18 protein-coding genes and 1 pseudogene are annotated in these 18,538 nt (G+C 66.2%); 8 read left to right on the top strand and 11 right to left on the bottom strand.

Annotation, left to right across the window (positions count from 1 at the left end):
• The first annotated feature begins 107 nt into the window (after positions 1–107).
• From glnX to AC5Y42_RS00995, 4 genes and pseudogenes are all read left to right on the top strand, one after another.
• A complete protein-coding gene (gene glnX, locus AC5Y42_RS01010) occupies positions 108–1,427 on the top strand; it encodes a protein kinase G-activating protein GlnX (RefSeq protein ID WP_499895099.1) in 1,320 nt (439 codons plus the stop codon).
• The gene (locus tag AC5Y42_RS01005; RefSeq protein ID WP_499895098.1) at positions 1,424–2,392 is read left to right on the top strand and encodes a glutamate ABC transporter substrate-binding protein; all 969 of its coding nucleotides are present in this window, start codon (positions 1,424–1,426) and stop codon (positions 2,390–2,392) included. Before glnX ends, AC5Y42_RS01005 begins: the two co-directional genes overlap by 4 nt.
• Positions 2,392–4,656 (top strand): serine/threonine-protein kinase PknG, encoded by a 2,265-nt coding sequence (locus AC5Y42_RS01000; protein WP_499895096.1) that lies wholly within the window; start codon positions 2,392–2,394, stop codon positions 4,654–4,656. Before AC5Y42_RS01005 ends, AC5Y42_RS01000 begins: the two co-directional genes overlap by 1 nt.
• Positions 4,657–4,753: 97 nt before the next feature.
• Positions 4,754–5,110 (top strand): annotated as a pseudogene (locus tag AC5Y42_RS00995) (helix-turn-helix domain-containing protein); the annotation flags it as partial.
• Here the strand turns inward: AC5Y42_RS00995 and AC5Y42_RS00990 are convergent.
• The 4 genes from AC5Y42_RS00990 to fgd all read right to left on the bottom strand — a co-directional run bounded on the left by AC5Y42_RS00990 (position 5,107) and on the right by fgd (position 11,224).
• Positions 5,107–6,948, bottom strand: a complete 1,842-nt coding sequence (locus AC5Y42_RS00990; RefSeq protein WP_499895094.1) for a serine/threonine-protein kinase PknD — start codon at positions 6,946–6,948, stop codon at positions 5,107–5,109. The pseudogene AC5Y42_RS00995 and the gene AC5Y42_RS00990 sit on opposite strands and share 4 nt — an antisense overlap.
• Positions 6,949–7,009: 61 nt before the next feature.
• Positions 7,010–8,155 carry an acetate kinase gene (locus tag AC5Y42_RS00985; RefSeq protein WP_499895092.1) on the bottom strand — a complete coding sequence of 382 codons (1,146 nt, stop codon included), beginning with the start codon at positions 8,153–8,155 and terminating at the stop codon, positions 7,010–7,012.
• On the bottom strand, positions 8,152–10,212 hold the full coding sequence (pta, locus tag AC5Y42_RS00980; protein ID WP_499895091.1) for a phosphate acetyltransferase: 2,061 nt from the start codon (positions 10,210–10,212) through the stop codon (positions 8,152–8,154). Before pta ends, AC5Y42_RS00985 begins: the two co-directional genes overlap by 4 nt.
• 1 nt (position 10,213) lies before the next feature.
• A complete protein-coding gene (fgd, locus tag AC5Y42_RS00975) occupies positions 10,214–11,224 on the bottom strand; it encodes a glucose-6-phosphate dehydrogenase (coenzyme-F420) (protein ID WP_499895088.1) in 1,011 nt (336 codons plus the stop codon).
• Positions 11,225–11,260: 36 nt separating this feature from the next.
• Here fgd and AC5Y42_RS00970 point away from each other — a divergent pair, with 36 nt between their 5' ends.
• Together AC5Y42_RS00970 and AC5Y42_RS00965 are read left to right on the top strand one after the other, a co-directional pair.
• Positions 11,261–12,007 carry an MBL fold metallo-hydrolase gene (locus tag AC5Y42_RS00970; protein WP_499895086.1) on the top strand — a complete coding sequence of 249 codons (747 nt, stop codon included), beginning with the start codon at positions 11,261–11,263 and terminating at the stop codon, positions 12,005–12,007.
• A gap of 283 nt (positions 12,008–12,290) precedes the next feature.
• Entirely contained in the window at positions 12,291–12,692 is a 402-nt protein-coding gene (locus AC5Y42_RS00965; RefSeq protein WP_499895806.1) for a heme-binding protein, read from the top strand.
• Here the strand turns inward: AC5Y42_RS00965 and AC5Y42_RS00960 are convergent.
• Genes AC5Y42_RS00960 through AC5Y42_RS00930 form a run of 7 tightly spaced genes read right to left on the bottom strand, consistent with a single transcriptional unit; the run spans position 12,668 to position 17,830 of the window.
• Positions 12,668–13,999 carry an NtaA/DmoA family FMN-dependent monooxygenase gene (locus AC5Y42_RS00960; RefSeq protein ID WP_499895084.1) on the bottom strand — a complete coding sequence of 444 codons (1,332 nt, stop codon included), beginning with the start codon at positions 13,997–13,999 and terminating at the stop codon, positions 12,668–12,670. The two genes, AC5Y42_RS00965 and AC5Y42_RS00960, sit on opposite strands and share 25 nt — an antisense overlap.
• Entirely contained in the window at positions 13,996–15,117 is a 1,122-nt protein-coding gene (locus tag AC5Y42_RS00955; RefSeq protein WP_499895082.1) for an LLM class flavin-dependent oxidoreductase, read from the bottom strand. Before AC5Y42_RS00955 ends, AC5Y42_RS00960 begins: the two co-directional genes overlap by 4 nt.
• On the bottom strand, positions 15,114–16,190 hold the full coding sequence (locus tag AC5Y42_RS00950) for an LLM class flavin-dependent oxidoreductase (protein WP_499895080.1): 1,077 nt from the start codon (positions 16,188–16,190) through the stop codon (positions 15,114–15,116). Before AC5Y42_RS00950 ends, AC5Y42_RS00955 begins: the two co-directional genes overlap by 4 nt.
• On the bottom strand, positions 16,187–16,672 hold the full coding sequence (locus AC5Y42_RS00945; RefSeq protein ID WP_499895077.1) for a GNAT family N-acetyltransferase: 486 nt from the start codon (positions 16,670–16,672) through the stop codon (positions 16,187–16,189). The genes AC5Y42_RS00950 and AC5Y42_RS00945 overlap by 4 nt, the downstream gene beginning before the upstream one ends.
• A 39-nt stretch (positions 16,673–16,711) precedes the next feature.
• Positions 16,712–17,107: a PIN domain-containing protein gene (locus tag AC5Y42_RS00940; protein ID WP_499895075.1), complete on the bottom strand. Its 396-nt coding sequence runs from the start codon at positions 17,105–17,107 to the stop codon at positions 16,712–16,714.
• A gap of 4 nt (positions 17,108–17,111) precedes the next feature.
• Positions 17,112–17,405 carry a type II toxin-antitoxin system Phd/YefM family antitoxin gene (locus tag AC5Y42_RS00935; protein ID WP_499895074.1) on the bottom strand — a complete coding sequence of 98 codons (294 nt, stop codon included), beginning with the start codon at positions 17,403–17,405 and terminating at the stop codon, positions 17,112–17,114.
• A 53-nt stretch (positions 17,406–17,458) separates the two neighbouring features.
• Complete coding sequence (locus AC5Y42_RS00930) at positions 17,459–17,830, bottom strand: DUF3054 domain-containing protein (protein ID WP_499895072.1); 372 nt, start codon at positions 17,828–17,830, stop codon at positions 17,459–17,461.
• A 107-nt stretch (positions 17,831–17,937) separates the two neighbouring features.
• On the opposite strand from AC5Y42_RS00930, the gene AC5Y42_RS00925 reads away from it, so the two are divergent.
• Positions 17,938–18,240: a WXG100 family type VII secretion target gene (locus tag AC5Y42_RS00925; RefSeq protein ID WP_499895070.1), complete on the top strand. Its 303-nt coding sequence runs from the start codon at positions 17,938–17,940 to the stop codon at positions 18,238–18,240.
• Complete coding sequence (locus tag AC5Y42_RS00920) at positions 18,240–18,527, top strand: WXG100 family type VII secretion target (RefSeq protein ID WP_499895068.1); 288 nt, start codon at positions 18,240–18,242, stop codon at positions 18,525–18,527. Before AC5Y42_RS00925 ends, AC5Y42_RS00920 begins: the two co-directional genes overlap by 1 nt.
• Positions 18,528–18,538 lie beyond the last annotated feature (11 nt).

Genomic DNA, 18,538 nt, shown 5'->3' with positions numbered 1-18,538 from the left:
GCAGGGTGTTAGGCGCCGAGATTCCACGCATCGGTGCGGCGAACTCTTAGACTTCGCTTATAGAGTTCGTGGGACGCACGTCCTGAAGAATTGGGGTCCGAACAGACGTGACCGTTGAGCTGGCGCATCCGTCGACAGAGCCGCTGGGATTGCGGTCGTCCACGGAACCGGCCCACCCCCGCTGGTGGTTCATCTCGACGACGCCCGGCCGCATTCTGTCCATCGGCGTGATCCTGGCGATGCTGGGCGGGCTCAGCGCGTTCGCCACCTCGACGACGATCAACCAGCGCCGGCAGGCGCTGGCCACCGTGCTGAATCACACCGAGCCGCTGGCGTTCGCGGCCGGACGGCTCTACACCACGCTGTCGGTGGCCGACGCGGCTGCGGCCACCGCGTTCATCGCGCAGGCCGAGCCGCGCACCGTGCGGGCGCGTTACGAACAAGCCATCACCGATGCCGCGGTCGCGGTGACCCGCGCGTCGAGCGGTCTGACCGATGAGCCGCTGGTGGAGCTGCTGGGCCGGATCAACGCCGAATTGGTCGTCTACACCGGGCTGATCGAGATCGCGCGGACCAACAACCGGGCCGGTAATCCAGTCGGTTCGTCGTATCTGTCCGAGGCGTCGGCGTTGATGCAGTCCAGGATCCTGCCGGACGCGCAACAGCTCTACCACGCGACGTCGGATCGGGTCGACGCCGAAACCACTGCGTCCACTCAAATCCCGGCGCCGGTGATTCTCATCGTCGTCACCACGGTGATCTTCGGCGCTTTCGCGCACCGTTGGCTGGGCCGTCGTACCCAACGGCGAGTCAACCCCGGACTTGTCGCGGGCGGCCTGGCCATTCTCATTATGGTGGTGTGGGTGGGGACGGCTCTGACGATTTCCACCTCCGGCAGTCGCAGCGCGAAAGACACTGCGGCAGAATCGCTCAAGACCGTCACCAACCTGTCGATCACCGCCCAGCAGGCGCGTGCCGACGAGACGCTGTCGCTGATCCGGCGCGGCGACGAAGAGGTCCGCCAACAGTCCTTCTACCAACGCATCGACACCATGCACCAGCAGCTCGACCAATATCTCGCCCGCCCCGACGCCGTCGACAAAACCGACTTGCGCGACGCCGACGAGCTGTTGATCCGATGGCGTCGGGCCAACGACCGGATCGACTCCTACATCTCGGTGGGCAACTATCAAGCCGCCACCCAGGTTGCGCTCGGCGGCGGTGAGAACGACTCCAGCCCGGCGTTCGACAAAATCGACAGCGCATTGCGAAAGACCATGGAGCAAAGCCGCAATCAATTGCGCAACGACATCCTCAACGCGCGTCGTGGGCTGTCCGGCGCCACAGCTGGCGGCGCGGTGCTCAGCCTCAGTGCTGCTATCGCGGTCGCCCTGGGCCTGTGGCCGCGGCTGAACGAGTACCGATGAGCCCACCCCGGATGCTGTGTGCCGCGCTGGCGATCGCCACGGTGCTGGCCGGCTGCGGCCGCTCGGAGTCCATGGTGATGGCGACCGCGCCGACATTGCCGCCGCCCACCCCGGCCGGTATGCAGGAGCTGCCGCCGCAGCCGCCGCAGTCGCCACCGAAATCCGGTGACGACTGCAACGCCACTGCGAGCCTGCGACCCTTTCCCACCAAAGCCGAGGCCGATGCCGCCGTGGCCGCTATCCAGCAGCGGGGCCGGTTGATCGTCGGCCTCGACATCGGCAGCAACCTGCTGTCCTTCCGCGACCCGATCACCGGTCAGATCACCGGGTTCGACGTCGACATCGCCGGCGAGGTGGCCCGCGACATCTTCGGTAGCCCCTCGGCGGCCGAGTACCGGATTCTCTCGTCGGCCGAGCGCATCACCGCGTTGCAGAAATCAGAGGTCGACATCGTCGTCAAAACCATGACGATCACCTGTGAGCGGCGCAAGCTGGTGAACTTCTCCACCGTTTACCTCGATGCCAACCAACGTATTCTGGCGCCCGGCGATTCGACGATCACCAAGCCGTCGGACCTGTCGGGCAAGCGGGTCTGCGTGGCCAAGGGCACCACGTCATTACGCCGAATCCGTGAGATCACCCCGCCGCCGATGGTCGTGTCGGTAATCAACTGGGCCGACTGCCTGGTGACATTGCAGCAGCGGCAGGTCGACGCGGTCAGCACCGATGACACGATCCTGGCCGGGCTGGTGTCCCAGGATCCGTATCTGCACATCGTCGGGCCCAACATGGACACCCAACCCTACGGCATCGGAATCAATCTGGACAACACCGGGCTGGTCCGCTTCGTCAACGGCACTTTGGAACGCATCCGGCGCGACGGAACGTGGAACACGTTGTACCGCAAGTGGTTGAACGTGCTCGGTCCGGCACCGGCCCCGCCGAGCCCGAGGTATCTGGACTGATGAGCACATCCGGTTCGGAACGCAGGCAACTCGGGGACGACGACAACGCCCCCGGTACCCAGCCCGCCGACGCGACATCCGACTCCCTTCCGACGATGCGACCAGTGTCCACCCAGGCGCTCTACCGCCCGCATTTCGACGACGACGACTTCACCTCGGATCACACAGTCGACACCGAACCGCGAGAACGCGTGACGACGCCGACCCGGGTTGCCCAGCCGGTTCGGCGACTCGGCGGCGGCTTGGTGGAGATTCCGCGGATACCCGACACCAACCCGCGCGAAGCTCTGATGGTCAACCCTGTGGTGCCGGAGTCCAAGCGGTTCTGCTGGAACTGCGGGCGGCCGGTGGGCCGGTCCAGCCCGGACGGCAAAGCTCTGTCAGAGGGTTGGTGTCCGTACTGCGGTAGTCCGTATTCGTTTCTGCCGCAATTGAATCCGGGTGATGTCGTCGCCGGCCAGTACGAGATCAAGGGCTGCATTGCGCACGGCGGGCTGGGCTGGGTGTACCTGGCCGTCGACCGCAACGTCAACGACCGTCCGGTGGTGCTCAAAGGATTGGTGCATTCCGGCGATGCCGAAGCGCAGGCGATCGCGATGGCCGAGCGTCAGTTCCTCGCCGAGGTGGTGCACCCGTCGATCGTGCAGATCTTCAACTTCGTCGAGCACACCGATCGGCACGGCGATCCGGTCGGCTACATCGTCATGGAATATGTGGGCGGGCAGTCGCTCAAGCGTGGCCGCGGTGAGAACCTGTCGGTTGCCGAGGCCATCGCCTACGTACTGGAAATCCTGCCCGCGCTGGGGTATTTGCATTCCCTCGGTCTGGTCTACAACGACCTCAAGCCGGAGAACATCATGCTCACCGAGGAGCAGCTCAGGCTGATCGACCTGGGTGCTGTGTCGCGGATCAACTCGTTCGGCTACCTCTACGGCACGCCCGGCTACCAGGCGCCGGAGATCGTGCGCACCGGACCGACGGTGGCTACCGACATCTACACGGTGGGACGCACGCTGGCGGCCCTGACGATGAAGTTGCGTACCCGCAGCGGTCGCTATGTCGAAGGGCTGCCCGAGGACGATCCTCTGCTGGTCGAATACGACTCGTTCGCCCGGCTGCTGCGCCGTGCGATCGATCCCGACCCGCGAAGGCGGTTCGCCAGCGCCGAGGAGATGTCGGGTCAGTTGATCGGTGTGCTGCGCGAGGTGGTCGCGCAGGACACCGGGGTGCCGCGGCCGGGATTGTCGACGATCTTCACCCGCTCACGCGCCACGTTCGGAGTGGACCTGCTGGTCGCCCACACCGATGTGTATCTGGACGGGCGGGTGCATTCGGAGAAGCTGACCGCCAAGGAGATCGTCACCGCGTTGCAGGTGCCGCTGGTCGATCCGGCCGACGTCGCGGCACCGGTGCTGTCGGCGACGGTGCTCTCCCAGCCGGTGCAGACCCTGGACTCGTTGCGTGCGGTCCGGCACGGCTCACTGGAGTCGGAGGGCATCGACTTGTCCGAGTCGGTGGAGTTGCCGCTGATGGAAGTGCGCGCGCTGCTCGACCTCGGCGACGTGGCCAAGGCGACCCGCAAACTCGACGACCTGGCCGAACGGGTCGGCTGGCGGTGGCGGCTGGTGTGGTATCGCGCCGTCGCCGAGTTGCTCACCGGTGACTATGACTCGGCGATCAAGCATTTCACCGAGGTGCTCGACACCTTCCCCGGTGAGCTGGCCCCCAAGATGGCGCTGGCCGCCACCGCGGAGTTGGCCGGCGGCTCCGACGAGCACAAGTTTTACGAAACGGTGTGGAACACCGACGAGGGCGTGATCTCGGCGGCCTTCGGATTGGCGCGGGCGCTGTCGGTGGAGGGCAACCGGGCCGGCGCGGTGCGCACACTCGACGAAGTGCCGGCCAGCTCAAGGCATTTCACCACCGCGCGGCTGACCAGTGCGGTGACGTTGCTGTCCGGCCGGTCGACCAGCGAGATCACCGAGGAGCAGATCCGCGACGCCGCGCGACGGGTGGAGGCGCTGCCGCCGACCGAACCGCGGGTATTGCAAATCCGCGCCCTGGTGTTGGGCAGCGCAATGGACTGGCTGCAGGAGCACGAGGCCAGCACCAACCACATTTTGGGTTTTCCGTTCACCGAGCATGGGCTGCGGTTGGGTGTGGAGGCGTCGCTGCGCGGCCTGGCGCGGGTGGCGCCCACCCAGCAACACCGTTACACGCTGGTCGACATGGCCAACCGGGTGCGACCCCCCAGCACCTTCTAGTGGGCGCCGCCTCCCCAGTTTGAGTGTGAATCGTTGGCGGAATTCTTGCCGCGGCTTCAAGGGATAGATGCAACACCGCTAATTTAGGAGTGTTGCTATGGCTCGTCCGGCATTGAGGTCTGCTCTCCGTCAGTTCTGGGGTCACATCGGTCGTGGCTGCGCCCCTGCAGAGGCGGGTGTTGCCATCGGCGCGTCGGAGCGTTCTGGCTTGCGCTGGTTTGCTGATGCTGGTGGTGTGAAACCACAGCTGTGCGAACCGAAGACCTCTGGCCCGCGTCCGAGACTGACGTTTGAAGATCGGGTCGAGATCGAAATTGGCGTCAGGATAAATGAATCAATGCAGTCGATGGGCAAGCGGCTGGGACGGCCGGCATCGACGATCAAGTATGAGATCGATGTCAACGGGGTCCGTAATTGCTATGACGGGCGCAAGTCGGGTTATCGGCGCGCTCAGCCCGGCACCAGCTTCACCACCTGATCGTTGCCGTAATCGGTGACGTAGACGTTGCCGGAGGCATCCACCGCCACGCCCCTGGTGTAGCCGAGGTCGGTGACCGGCAGCACGGTTTGCTTGGTCGAACCGGCCGCCATCTTCACCAGCCTGCTGCCGTCAGTGACGTAGACGTTGCCCGCTGCATCGGCCGCCAAACCGGACGGATCTTTGAGGCTGGTGAACGACATCACCGTCTGGCCGGCCGCCCCCGCCGCCAGCTTTAGCACCCGATTGTTGCCGGTGTCGACGACGTAGACGCTGCCCGACCCGTCCACCGCCACGCCCTTCGGCCGTTCCAGGTCGTTGAACGGCAACACCGTCTGGTCCTCCGACCCGGCTTGCAGCTTCAGCACCCGATCGTGACCGGTATCGACGACGTAGACGCTGCCCGACCCATCCACCGCCAAACCCGCCGGGCGTTTGAGGCCGGTAAACGGCACCACCGTCTGGCTATTCGACCCGGCCGCCACCTTCAGCACCCGATCGTTGTCGGTGTCGGCGACGTACACGCCGCCGTCCGCGTCTACCGCCAAGCCATACGGTTCCTTCAGGCCGGTGAATGGCAGCACGGTCTGGTGGGTCGAGCCGGCAGACAGCTTCATCACCCGGTCGTTGTCGATGTTGGTGACGTATACGTTGCCCGACGCGTCCACGGCCACACCCTCCGGTCCGGTGAGACCGCTGAACGGCAGCACGTCTGGTTGATACGTCGTCGGTGTGGATCTCGTCCCTTGGCCGTGCTGGTCATTGCCCGATGACGCGATCCACCACAGAAGGAGGCCGATGACGGTCAACAGCAGCACCACCACAACGATCGCCAGCGGTAGCAGCTTCGGACCCCGCGGTCCGGGCTCGGCGACCTCGTCTGAAGAGAAGCCGAAGTCGGGGATCGGCTTCGCGGGCCGGCTGCGGATGCGCGCCGGCGGCCGGTCGGTGGTGCGACGAATCATCGTGGGTGCGTCGTGCGGCGGCGCCGAGAGTGCATCGCGGGCAGCGCGGGCCAGATCGCCAGCGGTGGCGAACCTGTGCTGCGGGTTCTTGGCCATCCCGCGCGCGATCACGGCATCGAGTCGAGCTGGGATGACACGCGGCCGCAACAGGCTGGGCTTGGGCGGTGCGGCGGTCAGGTGCGCCTTGATTACCTGGCTCACCGTCGTTGCGCCGGCAAAGGGACTGTCACCGGTCAACATTTCGCACAGCACGCCAGTCAGCGAATACACGTCGGCGCGGCTGGTCGGCCGCTCGTTGTCGAAACGCTCCGGCGCCGTGTACGCATAAGTGCTCGCCGTCGGCCCCCGTCCGTCGAGTGCTGTGTCGGCGATACCGAAGCCGAGTAGGTATACGGCGTCGTCGCCGGTGACAAGGATGTTCTCCGGCTTGATATCCCGGTGGGTCAGCCGGGCAGCGTGAGCGACATCGAGGACCGCGGCGAGCTGCTCGACGATCGCCACCGCGCGAGCCGGGGCGATCGGTCCGTACATGGTCAGCAGCGACCGCAATGTTTCACCGGATGTCGACGCCGTCGCGACATACCCCACGCCGTCGGTCTCGCCCCAATCACGAAGCGGCAGGAGGTGCGGATCTGAGAGTCCCGCCACGATCGGCAACTCGCGGAAGAACCGCTCGCGATCCAGGGTGGGTGGCAACACGATAACCGCGACCCCGCGCTCCCCGCCCGTGTCCGGCCCGATTTCCACGGCCTGGTAGACCCGGCCCACGCCGGTTTGGCCGAGGACCGCCCGTATCTCGTAGCGGCCGAATCGCGTCCCGACTCGTGCGTCATCGGGCTGCTGCCCCATTGCGTGTCCCCTAAAGTCCCAAGCAATTCCAAACTCTAGCCTTTAGGAACGACATACCGGCTTAAATCACGCTGAGACAATCGCGGGCAATGGCCAACTCTTCGTTAGTCGGAATCACTAGCACGGCAACGGCTGAGTCGTCGGTGGAGATCCGCCGCGCATCGCCCGCAGGCTGGTTATTGCGCTGTTCGTCGATCTCGATACCCAGCGCGCCGAGTCCGATCAGCGCGTCGCGCCGCACCGCCGCCACGTTCTCGCCGATGCCGGCGGTGAACGTCACCACGTCGGTATGCCCCAATACCGCCAAATACGCGCCGACGTATTTACGCAGCCGGTACACGAACACGTCGTAGGCCAACTGTGCTGTGGCATCTCCGGATTGGATCATCTCCCCCAGTCGGCGGAAGTCACGCTCACCGGCTAATCCCAGCATCCCGGAGCGTTGGTTGAGCATAGATTCGACATCGTCGACGCTCAGCTTCGCTTCCCGGCATAAATACCCGATGGTGCCGGGGTCGATGTCGCCGCTGCGGGTGCCCATCACCAGGCCCTCCAGTGGAGTCAGACCCATCGACGTGTCGACGGGCCGGCCACCGGCGATCGCCGAGGCTGACGCGCCGTTACCCAGATGCAGCACAATCTGATTCAGCTCGCCCAGCGGCCGGTCCAGAAACGCCGCGGCCTGCTCGCTGACGTACTGGTGCGACGTGCCGTGAAAACCGTATCGACGAATCCGCCACTTCTGGGCGAGCTCATGCTCGATGGCGTAGGTCGCGGCTGCCGCGGGCAGGTCGTGGAAGTACGCCGTGTCGAAGACCGCGACGTGCGGCAGATCGGGCAGCATCGTGCGGGCCACCGCGATACCGCTCAGCGCCGGCGGATTGTGCAGCGGTGCCAGCGGTGACAAATCCTGCAGCGCGGCGACCACCGCGTCGTCGAGGACGGTGGGGCGATAGAACTTCGTGCCGCCGTGCACAACGCGGTGCCCGACCGCCGCCAGCCCGCAGCTTTTCAGGTCGACGCCGTCCTCGGCCAATTGGTCGAACACCGCCCGCAAAGCCGCATCGTGGTCGGCGATCGGCGACGACGGCTCACCGATCTGCTCGATGATGCCGTCCGCCAGCGCGGTCCCCGAACCTGCTTGGATCAGCTGGTATTTCAGTGACGACGAGCCGGAGTTGATCACCAGCACCACACGCTCGGTCATGCGCTTTGCGCCTGGATCGCGGTGATGGCGACGGTGTTGACGATGTCTTCGACCAATGCCCCGCGGGACAGGTCGTTCACCGGTCTGTTCAACCCCTGCAGTACCGGACCGACCGCGATGGCACCCGCACTGCGTTGCACCGCCTTGTAGGCGTTGTTGCCGGAATTGAGGTCGGGGAAGATCAGCACGGTGGCCCGGCCGGCGACCGCCGAGTCGCGCAATTTGGTGGCCGCCACCGACGGGTCGACGGCGGCGTCGTACTGTATTGGGCCTTCGACCAGCAGATCGGACTGTCGCTTGCGCACCAATTCCGTTGCTGCCCTGACCTTGTCGACGTCAGCGCCGGAGCCGGACTCGCCGGTGGAATATGACAGCATGGCGACCCGCGGCTCGATGCCGAACTGGGCGGCGGTGCGCGCCGAACTGATCGCTATGTCGGCGAGTTGCTCGACCGTCGGATCCGGGACGATTGCGCAGTCTCCGTACGCCAGCACCCGATCCGGCAGGCACATCAGGAAAATACTGGACACCGTGGAAACGTCGGGTGCGGTCCTGATGATCTCGAAGGCGGGCCGGACCGTGTGCGCGGTGGTGTGTGCCGCGCCGGACACCATGCCGTCGACATGGGAGTTGTACACCAGCATCGTCCCGAAGTACGACACGTCCTGCATGACCTCGCCGGCCCAGTCGACCGTGACTCCTTTGGCTTTGCGGAGCTCGGCGTACTGGTGGGCGAACTTGTCGCGCAGCTCGCTGCTGCTCGGATTCAGCACTTCGGCATCGGACAGATCTACCCCGAGCTCTGCTGCCCGGGAGCGGATCTCGGTCTCGTCGCCGAGAATGGTCAGGTCTGCCACCCGTCGCCGCAGTAGCCGTCCGGCCGCGTGCAGGATGCGGTCGTCGTCTCCTTCGGGCAGCACGATGCGCTTGCGGTCCGAGCGTGCTCGTTCCAGCACCTGGTAGGCGAACATCTGCGGCGTGGTGACAGACGGGATCGGAATTGCCAGCCGCGCCAACAGATCCGAAACGTCGACATTGCGCTCCATCAACGCCAGCGCGGTGTCGGCCTTGCGTTGCGAGGTCGCGGTCACCCGGCCGCGGGCCGTCGCGGCGGCGCTGGCCGTTTCGAAGGTGCCGGTGGTGGTGGCGATGATCGGCAGCCGCAGCCCCAGCCCGGACACCAGCGCCGCGATCGCCGGGTGCGGCTCCAGCCCGCCGTTGAGGATAAGGCAGGACAGCGATGGAAACCCTTCGGCCGCATGGGCGCTGGCCACCGCGAGCACGACGTCGGAGCGATCCCCCGGGGTGATCACCGCGACGCCGTCGGTCAGCCGCTCCAGCACGTGTTCGGCGGTCATGCCGGCGACCAGCACACCGCTCACTTCGCGATCCAGCAAGGCGCTGTCGCCGCTGATCAGTGTTCCGTCGACGGCGTGCTGCATCTCGGTGACGGTCGGCGCGACCAGCAGCGGTTCGTCGGGCAGCACGTAGGTTTGCGGTTCGAAACGCTGCAGCGCCGCAGCCACCGCCGGAACGTCGGCCGGCGCGCAGCGGTTGGCGACCACCGCCGCGGTGTGAGCGTGCTGGGCGGCGAGCTCGGCCAGACACACGTCGGCGACCCGGACGACGTCGTCGGGGGTCCGGTCCTTTGCGCGCACCGTCAACACCACTGGTGCCCCGAGATTCACCGCGATGCGGGCGTTGACCGACAGCTCGGTGGGAGTCGCGACGTCGGTGTAGTCGCTGCCGACGATCACCACGGCGTCGCACGCATCGGCCATCGCGTGGAACCGTTCGACGATTTCGGCGACCGCGGCGTCGGTGTCATCGTGCAACTGCTGGTAGCCGACGCCGACACATTGGTCGTAACGCAGGTCGGCGGTGGCGTGGGACAGCAGCAACTCCAAGATGTAGTCGCGAGGCTCGGGGCGCACAATGGGCCGAAACACGCCGACCCGGGCCACCGTCGCCGTCAGCAGATGCACCACCCCGAGCGCGACCGTCGACTTTCCGGTGTCGCCTTCCGGCGAGGTGATGTAGACGCTCGATGTGGCCACGTCAGCCGAGCCGCCGCAAGCGCGGCGCGAGGTCCTTTTGGAAGAGATCGAGGAACCGGCGCTGGTCGTGACCGGGCGCATGGAACACCAGGTGGTTGAGGCCCCACGTGACGTACTGGCCGACCTTTTCGACGGCCTCGTCGGGATCCGATGCCACGATCCAGCGTTTGGCGACCTGTTCGATCGGCAGCTCGTCGGCTGCCTTCTCCATCTCGATCGGGTCGTCGATGCTGTGCTTCTGCTCGGCAGTCAGCGACAGCGGCGCCCAGAATCGACAGTTCTCCAGCGCCAACTCCGGGTCGGGGTCGTAGGAGATCTTGATCTCGATCATCTTGTCGATGTCGTCGACATTGCGCTCGGCGGCGGCCGCACCCTCGTGTACCGCCGGGATGAGCTTCTCCCGATACAGCTCCTCGCCCTTGCCGGAGGTGCAGATGAAGCCGTCGCCGGCGCGCCCCGCGTATTTGGCCACCGCCGGGCCACCGGCGGCGATGTAGATCGGCACCCCGCCCTCAGGTACGTCGTAGATCGAGGCGCCTTTGAGCCGGTAGTAGTCGCCGTTGAAGTCGACCCGGTCGCCGCGCCACAACTCGCGCATCAACCGCACTGATTCGCGTAACCGCGCGAAGCGCTCCTTGAACTCCGGCCAGTCGCCCTCGTAGCCGGTGGCGATCTCGTTCAACGCTTCCCCGGTGCCCACACCGAGGAAGATGCGGTCCGGGTACAGGCAACTCATGGTGGCAAACGCCTGCGCCACGACGGCGGGGTTGTAGCGGAACGTCGGGGTTAGCACCGAGGTGCCGAGCAGGATGCGCTCGGTGCGCTCACCAACCGCGGTCATCCAGGACAGCGAGAAGGGAGCATGCCCACCCTCGTGCCGCCACGGCTGAAAGTGGTCGCTGACCGTGGCGCTGTCCATACCGTGAGCCTCGGCGGCAACCGCCAGCTCGACGAGCTCCCGCGGCGCGAATTGTTCCGCCGATGCCTTATATCCGAGTTTCAGTTCAGCCACGCTGTCGTTTCTACTCCAGTAGCTAAGCTCGCGGGCATGGCACCGGCGCTGACGGCCATCACCGAGACCGTGCACCTCGCCCAGGGCGACGCGGTCAACTGGCTGCTGGTCACCGACGACACCGGGGTCATGCTGATCGACGCCGGCTATCCCGGCGACCGCGATGACGTGCTGACCTCGCTGCGTGAACTGGGATATCAGGCCGGCGACGTCCGCGCGATCCTGCTCACCCACGCCCACATCGACCACTTTGGCTCGGCGATCTGGTTCGCCAAAACCCACGGCACCCCGGTGTATTGCCATCCCGACGAGGTCGGCCACACCAAGCGGGAGTATCTGGAACAGGCGTCCCCGTTGGACGTCGCGCTGCGGATCTGGCGGCCCCGCTGGGCGGTGTGGGCCGTGCACGTGGTCCGCAACGGCGGCCTGATCCGCGAAGGCATCCCGACCGCGCAGCCGCTGACGGCGGAGGTGGCCGCGGGCTTACCCGGCCAACCGCTGGCCATCCCCACGCCCGGGCACACCGGCGGGCACTGCTCGTATCTGGTCGACGGTGTGCTCGCCAGCGGCGACGCCCTGGTCACCGGACATCCGTTGCTGGCACGCAACGGCCCGCAGCTGCTCCCGGCGGTGTTCAGCCACAGCCAGGACGACTGCGTGCGCAGTCTGGCGGCGCTGGGACTATTGGAGACCGAGATTTTGGCTCCCGGTCACGGCGACCTGTGGCGCGGTCCGGTCCGTCAGGCCGCCGAGCAGGCCCGCGCGCTCGCGCAAGTACGCTGAACGCGGTCACAATTCGGTCACGGTGCAGATCACGATTCGTTAAGAACTCTCACGCTTTCGCTACCCCTCTCGTCGATTGCTTACCGAAAACGGCCGCAATTGAGACTCATTTCACGCGCGCGTGCCGGTAATGCACCGCGGCACCGGTTTTCGCGGATTTCACACAGTTGACGCTCTTCGAGCCGCGCGTACTTTGGGCCTCGGGCCGTCGCAGCCCCCCGCTTGAGCAGGAGGCGGGCGATCGCAAACCAAAGCCAACGTGCGATTCGAGGAACAACCAATGATGAAATTCCGTGGTATGACCGCGCGCCGGCAAGCCGCCGGCATCTCTGCCGCCTGCTGCCTTTTCGGGAGCCTGGCTGCAACCACGATCCTGGCGCCGACGGCGTCCGCAGCGCCGGACTGCAGCCCTGCCGGGGTGCAGAACACCGTCAACTCGGCGACCGGGTCGGCTCGCCAATATCTCAACGGCCACCCGGATGCCAATGCCGCGGTGACAAATGCGTTCAGCCAGCCGCGTCCAGAGGCGGCGGCCAACCTGCGCAGCTACTTCACCGCCCACCCGCAGGAGTACCACGACCTGCGCGGCATCCTGGCGCCGATCGGCGACACGCAGCGCCAGTGCAACACCACAGTGCTCTCACCCCAGCTGCAGTCGGCCTACGACGAGTTCATGGCCGGCTGAACGTCGAGGTGATCCCGCAGGGTTCGACCGGTGTATCGGGTGCGGTAGACACCGCGGTCCTGCAATAGCGGGACGACCCGGTCGACGAACTCGTCGAGCCCATGCGGGATCAGGTGCGGCACCAGGATGAATCCGTCGCAGGCATCCGCTTGTACGTAGCGGTTCATCTCGTCAGCGATTTCGGCGGCGGTTCCGACGAATTGCTGACGGCCGGTAACGGCGATTACCAGTTCGCGGATGGTCAGGTTTTCTGCCCGGGCACGTTCCCGGTAGAGCTTGGCCACCGCGACTGGGTCGCCGTGCCGCACCCGGCCCTGGGTCATCCCGGTGTCGCCGGTTGGCTCGACGTCGGGCAGCGGGCCGTCGGGGTCGTAGGCCGACAGGTCGCGGCCCCACACTTGTTCGAGCATGGCGATTGCGGTCGGGCCGCTGACCTGCTGGTGACGGATGTGTTGCGCTTTCTCGGCCGCGTCGGCGGCGGTGTCGCCCAGCACAAAGGTGGCGGCGGGAAATACTTTGAGCGCGTTGGGGTCTCGGCCAGCGGCTGCTGCGCGGCCTTTGACGTCGGCGGTGTAACGTTGCCCGTCCTCCAACGAGCCATGCAGCGTGAACATGGCGTCGGCGTGCCGTGCTCCAAACGACCGGCCTTCCGGCGAGTCGCCGGCTTGCAGCAGGACCGGGTGGCCCTGCGGTCCGCCGCGCAGGGTCGCCATCCCGCGCACGTCGAATTGCGCGCCGTGGTGTTCGACGGTCCGGATGCGGCCGGGATCGACGTAGATCCCGGCGTCGACGTCAGCCAGCACGGCGTCGGACGCCCAGCTGTCCCAGAATTGACGTGCTACCGAAAGGAATTCGTCGGCCCGTTGGTACCGCTCGGCGTGTTCGAGGAATCCACCGCGACGAAAGTTCGCCCCGGTGAACGCGTCCGACGAGGTGACGATGTTCCAGCCGGCGCGACCTTTGGACAGGTGATCCAGGGTCGCGAATTGTCTTGCCACTTCGAAGGGTTCGTTGAAGGTGGTGTTGATGGTGCCGGTCAGGCCGATCCGGTCGGTGACGCCGGCCAGCGCGGCCAGCACAGTGAAAGTGTCCGGGCGGCCCACCACATCCAGGTCGTAGATGTGGCCGCGGTGCTCGCGCAATCGCAGTCCTTCGGCCAGAAAAAAGAAGTCGAAGAGTCCGCGTTCGGCGGTGCGGGCCAGATGTACGAACGAGTCGAACTCGATCTGGCTGCCTGCGGCCGGGTCGGTCCACACGGTGGTGTTGTTGACGCCCGGGAAATGTGCGGCCAGATGAACCTGCTTCATTTGGACAGGCCCCAACGGTTGGCGATCAATTCATGCGAGCGCAGCCGGTCCTCGTGGCGATGGGTGACCGAGGTGACGACGAGCTCGTCGGCCCCGCTGACCCGCTGCAGCGCTGTCAACCGCTCGGCTACCTCATCAGGATCGCCGACGAATTGTGTTGCCAGCCGGTCATTTACCACCGCCAGCTGCTCGTCGGTGAGCGGCGGGCAGTCGTTTGGGTCCGGATAGGGCATCGCGCCGTCGCCGGCCCGAATGGAGTACACCCACTGGCCGTAACTGGAGGCCAGCCGCCGTGCGGTGGCGGTGTCGTCGGCGACGACGATGTCGGCCGAGATCACCACATAGGGTTCGGTCAGTGTCGCCGACGGTGTGAACGCGGCGCGGTACGCGTCGACGGCGTCCAGCGCAGTGGCCGGGGTGAGGTGATAGCTGGCGACGAATGGCAGCCCGAGCGCGCCGGCCAGCTGTGCGCTTTTGCCCTTGCTGCTGCCGAAGATCCACGGCGTCAAGCCGGTTCGCTCACCCGGTACCGCGTGCACGTCGAACCCGTCGGCCTGGTAGCTGCCGTCGAGCATGGCCAGGATGTCGCCGAGTTGCTCGGCGAAGTCGGGTGCGACGGCCTCGGGTTGCTGCAGGATCGCCATGGTGGCCTGCACACGTTCTTTGTTGAGCACCGTGCGCAGGTCGAATGGCGGGGGCACCACCACCCCGTCGACCTCGCGCCATTCGCGGGGCAGTTCAATCTTCGGCCGTGGCTTGCGCGGTTTGTTGGTCCTGCGGCGTTGCCCGGAGCGGCCCACACCGAGGTCGATGCGGCCCGGATGGAATGCCTCGAGCATCCCGAAACTTTCCACTACCGCGGCCGCGGTGGTGTGGCTGAGCTGTACCGCTGCCGAGCCGACCCGAATCGTGTTGGTAGCGGCGGCGATCTGGCCGATCAGCACCGCCGGTGACGCGCTGGCGACAGCAACGAAGTGGTGTTCGGCGATCCAGAACCGCCGATATCCCCACTGTTCGGCGTGCTGCGCCAAATCGACGGTGTTGCGCAGCGCGGTCGCGGCGTCGCTGCCGGCGCTGATCGGCGCCAGGTCGAGGACGGACAACGGGGCGTTGGTCATCGGGCCGCCGCCGCGTACCGGTTGGGCGCCAAAGGCAATCCAAGACGCTCGCGCAGCGTCTCGCCGTCTCGGTAACGACTGCGGAACACGCCGCGCTGCTGCAGTAACGGCACTACTTCATCGACGATCACCGGCAGGTCGACGGCGTTGACGGCCGGCCGCAGCCGGACCCCCTGGATGCCTTGCTGCTGCCAATCCAGCAGCAGATCCACCAATTCTGTTGCGCTGCCGCCGAACACCAGCGCATCCGATCGGAAGTCAGCCTCGCCACCGAACGCCACCACCACGTCGGCGTAGACGTTCAATCGCTGGTCCACCTCGTCGAGAATCGCGCGCAGTGACGTCTCATCCGTCGGTGTGACGAACACGAGATCGGCGCTGGCGGCGGCGAATTGATAGATGGGCGTCGCGTGGGCCAGTGCGGCGACCACCGGTTGCCCCTGGGGCGGCCGCGGGGTGATGGACGGCCCCTTGACCGCGAAGTACCTTCCGGTGAAGTCGATGTAGTGCAGCTTGTCCCGGTCGACGTAGCGCCCGGTGGCGACGTCGCGGATCACCGCGTCGTCCTCCCAGCTGTCCCAGAGCCGGCGCACCACCTCCACGTAGTCGGCGGCCTCGTCGAACAGGTCGCCGGATGCCTCGCGTCGGCCGAACAGTGCCGCCTCGTGCGCGGTCGCACTGACCCGGGCCTGCCAGCCGGCCCGTCCGCGCGACACGTAATCGAGGGTGGCAATGGCCTTGGAGATGTGGAACGGCTCGGTGTGGGTGACGGTGGCCACCGGGATCAGCCCGATGTGCCGCGTGGCGGGTGCGATGCGGGCGGCAACCAACACCGCGTCCCCGCGGCCGGCCAGCCGGCGCGGATCGATTGCTTCACGGCGCCCCGGCTGGGGCATCAGGGTGTCGTCGATGGTGAGGAAGTCGAGCAGCCCACGTTCGGCGGTGGCGGCCAGGTCCGCCCAATAGCCGCCGCTGAGCATCGATTCGGCCGCCGGGTCCGGCGTGGTGCGCCAGGCCTGCGGGTGCCAACCGTAGCCGTCGAGCGCGACGCCCAGGTGCAGCTGCTGGGTCATGGCAGATCCTTGGCGAAGGCGACCGGATAGACCGGTTCGGTCGAGGGCAGTGGTTCGGCCAGCCGGGTGTAACCCGTGGCGTGATACAGCGCCGCGGCCTCGGGCTGACGGTCACCGGTCATCAGGTAGATCCGCCGATAGCCGCGAGCGGTGATCGCCGCCTCCAGCTCGACCAGCAGTGCTGCCGCCAAGCCGCGGCGACGGTAGGCGCGGTCGGTCCAAATCCGCTTCAGCTCAGCAGTTTCGGCGTCGAAGCGGCGGAACCCGCCGCCGGTGACCGGCACACCGTCCAGCACGCCGATCAGCCAACCGCCGTCGGGTGGGCTGAATTCGGCCGCCGGATAGTCGCGCAGCCAGGTCAGCACGGCCTGTGGTGCGCCGCCGTAGCGCTGCGCGTACTCGGCGGCCAACTCGGTCAGCAGTGGCTGCGTCAGCGGATCGTCCTGGCCGACCGGCACGAACTGGAGGGTTTCTGGCATCATCTAACTGTCTACCGTGGATGGCCCAGCCGCATTCCCGGGTCAAGGCACAGCAATGATTGTCAATGTGCGATGTACGCGCAGAAAGTCCGCCTCGTTACGGGTAATGAGCGGGACTCCCAAAGCCACTGCCACCGCAGCGATGAGCAAATCAAATCGGCGCGGCTTGGGGTTTCGGCCGATAGCTCGGACATTCGCGCACAATGCGCCATAGACACGGGCGGCGGTCGCGTCGAATGGAATCGGCGCGAATGTGTTGGCGATCCAGTGGTATCGCTGCTCGCGGGCGGCGTTGAGGAGCGGATCGTCGGTGTGCAGACCGTAGGACAATTCGGCGAGCGTGATGGTGCTGACCGCGGCGGTTGCGGCGTGAGCGGCGACGGCGTCAGCGGGAAAGTCGATCACGACGGATGTGTCGAGCAATACGCGTTCATGCATTCGGTTACCTGGCGTTGCGCCACGGATCGATGTCATTGTCATCGACGGTGTCATCAACCGCATGCAACTCCTGAGCGAAATGCTCCGCGTCCCAGGCGGGAAGTCCGGCGGCGCCGGCAGTGATTTCCGCTATTGCGACGAAACGTGGTCGCTCGCCTGCACCAGTGCGCTCATGCGGTACCAGGTCCGCCACCGGAACGCCGTTTCTCGTCACCGTGAAGCTGTCCCCGTGTTCGACCCGGCGCATGATCGTGCCGCTGTCGTTGCGCAACTCGCGCTGGCTGATGGTGCTCTTCATGTCGATACTGTAGCACCTATGTGCTACACGTGTAGCACATAGGTGCTACGTCGTCACGCCGCGGAGCGACGCTGAACCACGAGCGTGCCAACCGCCCGCCAGCCCAGTAACAGCACAGCAGTAACCGACGAGGCCACCACCACGAAGCTGACAGCGACCCCGGCCGAGCTGAGCTTGCGCAGCAGCATCCCGACAACGACGGTGCTGATCCACACGGTTACGCCGGTCGGAGCCAGGGCCGTCGGCCGACGCCACCCTCGCGACAGCGCCCAGCCCAGGACGGTGCCGCTCAAAAACGGCCACGCCGTCGTCGCGAGACCAGCAACGTCGAGTCCTTCGTGGTGGCTGCGTCGGCCGAGCGCGCAGAACACCAGCACGCACGTCATGTCGACGCCCAGCCAACCCAGGGCTCGCGGTGCTCGCATGCCGCGACAGTACTTGGAACGTTAATTCACGCTGAAAAGGCGACCGGCGCTAACTTGAGCCGACGACATGATTGCTCAGTTAGCTGCGTGTTGAACAGGGGTCGGTTGTGGCTGAGTTGGGGGTATCTGCCGGACAGTTGGTGTCGGTTGCCGGCAATTTGCGGTCAGTTGCCGATGGAATGCAGACCGGCTTGGGTGGTCTGGACGAGCATGTGTCGGGTTTGCTGGGCACGGGCTGGGTCGGTGAGGCCGGGTCGGCGTTCTCCGGGGTGTGGGAGCCCTGGCATGAGGGCGCTTCGAAGGTGGTGCACGGGTTGAGCGCGATGGCTGACCTGTTGGACGAGGCGGCACAGCATTACACGACGACGGACGCGGCCGGCGGTGCTGCGGTGGATTCGGCGGGCCTGTGATGGCGAAGTTTGTTGTGGACACCGCGGCGCTGATGAGTGCGGTGGAACAGATGTCGTCGTTTGAGAACCAGTTGGAAGAGTCGTTGGTGCAGGCTCAGGCGATGGTGGATTCGCTGGGACCGGCTTGGCATGGACAAGCTAGCGAGGCGCAGCGCGCTGCGCAGGCAGAGTGGCATGAGGGCGCGGCCGAGATGCGGCAGGCGCTTTCGCGTCTTCGGGGGATCGCCGACGTAGCACACGCGAATTATTCGGGTGCGGCGGCGATGAATTCGCGAATGTGGTCCTAGGCGCGAGGCGG

It is taken from the genome of Mycobacterium sp. NGS48 (assembly GCF_059812585.1).
The sequence above is the reverse complement of the archived record's forward strand: the minus strand, read 5'-3'. Positions and strand labels throughout refer to the sequence as shown.

Bases quoted from the DNA above. Each gene is read 5' to 3' on its own strand.
- AC5Y42_RS00990 (WP_499895094.1), bottom strand. From the start codon at position 6,948: ATGGGGCAGCAGCCCGATGACGCACGAGTCGGGACGCGATTCGGCCGC.
- AC5Y42_RS00920 (WP_499895068.1), top strand. From the start codon at position 18,240: ATGGCGAAGTTTGTTGTGGACACCGCGGCGCTGATGAGTGCGGTGGAA.
- AC5Y42_RS00965 (WP_499895806.1), top strand. From the start codon at position 12,291: ATGAAATTCCGTGGTATGACCGCGCGCCGGCAAGCCGCCGGCATCTCT.
- AC5Y42_RS00970 (WP_499895086.1), top strand. From the start codon at position 11,261: ATGGCACCGGCGCTGACGGCCATCACCGAGACCGTGCACCTCGCCCAG.
- AC5Y42_RS00930 (WP_499895072.1), bottom strand. From the start codon at position 17,830: ATGCGAGCACCGCGAGCCCTGGGTTGGCTGGGCGTCGACATGACGTGC.
- AC5Y42_RS00955 (WP_499895082.1), bottom strand. From the start codon at position 15,117: ATGACCAACGCCCCGTTGTCCGTCCTCGACCTGGCGCCGATCAGCGCC.
- AC5Y42_RS00985 (WP_499895092.1), bottom strand. From the start codon at position 8,155: ATGACCGAGCGTGTGGTGCTGGTGATCAACTCCGGCTCGTCGTCACTG.
- AC5Y42_RS00945 (WP_499895077.1), bottom strand. From the start codon at position 16,672: ATGATGCCAGAAACCCTCCAGTTCGTGCCGGTCGGCCAGGACGATCCG.
- AC5Y42_RS01000 (WP_499895096.1), top strand. From the start codon at position 2,392: ATGAGCACATCCGGTTCGGAACGCAGGCAACTCGGGGACGACGACAAC.
- AC5Y42_RS01005 (WP_499895098.1), top strand. From the start codon at position 1,424: ATGAGCCCACCCCGGATGCTGTGTGCCGCGCTGGCGATCGCCACGGTG.
- AC5Y42_RS00935 (WP_499895074.1), bottom strand. From the start codon at position 17,405: ATGAAGAGCACCATCAGCCAGCGCGAGTTGCGCAACGACAGCGGCACG.
- AC5Y42_RS00940 (WP_499895075.1), bottom strand. From the start codon at position 17,107: ATGCATGAACGCGTATTGCTCGACACATCCGTCGTGATCGACTTTCCC.
- AC5Y42_RS00960 (WP_499895084.1), bottom strand. From the start codon at position 13,999: ATGAAGCAGGTTCATCTGGCCGCACATTTCCCGGGCGTCAACAACACC.
- AC5Y42_RS00950 (WP_499895080.1), bottom strand. From the start codon at position 16,190: ATGACCCAGCAGCTGCACCTGGGCGTCGCGCTCGACGGCTACGGTTGG.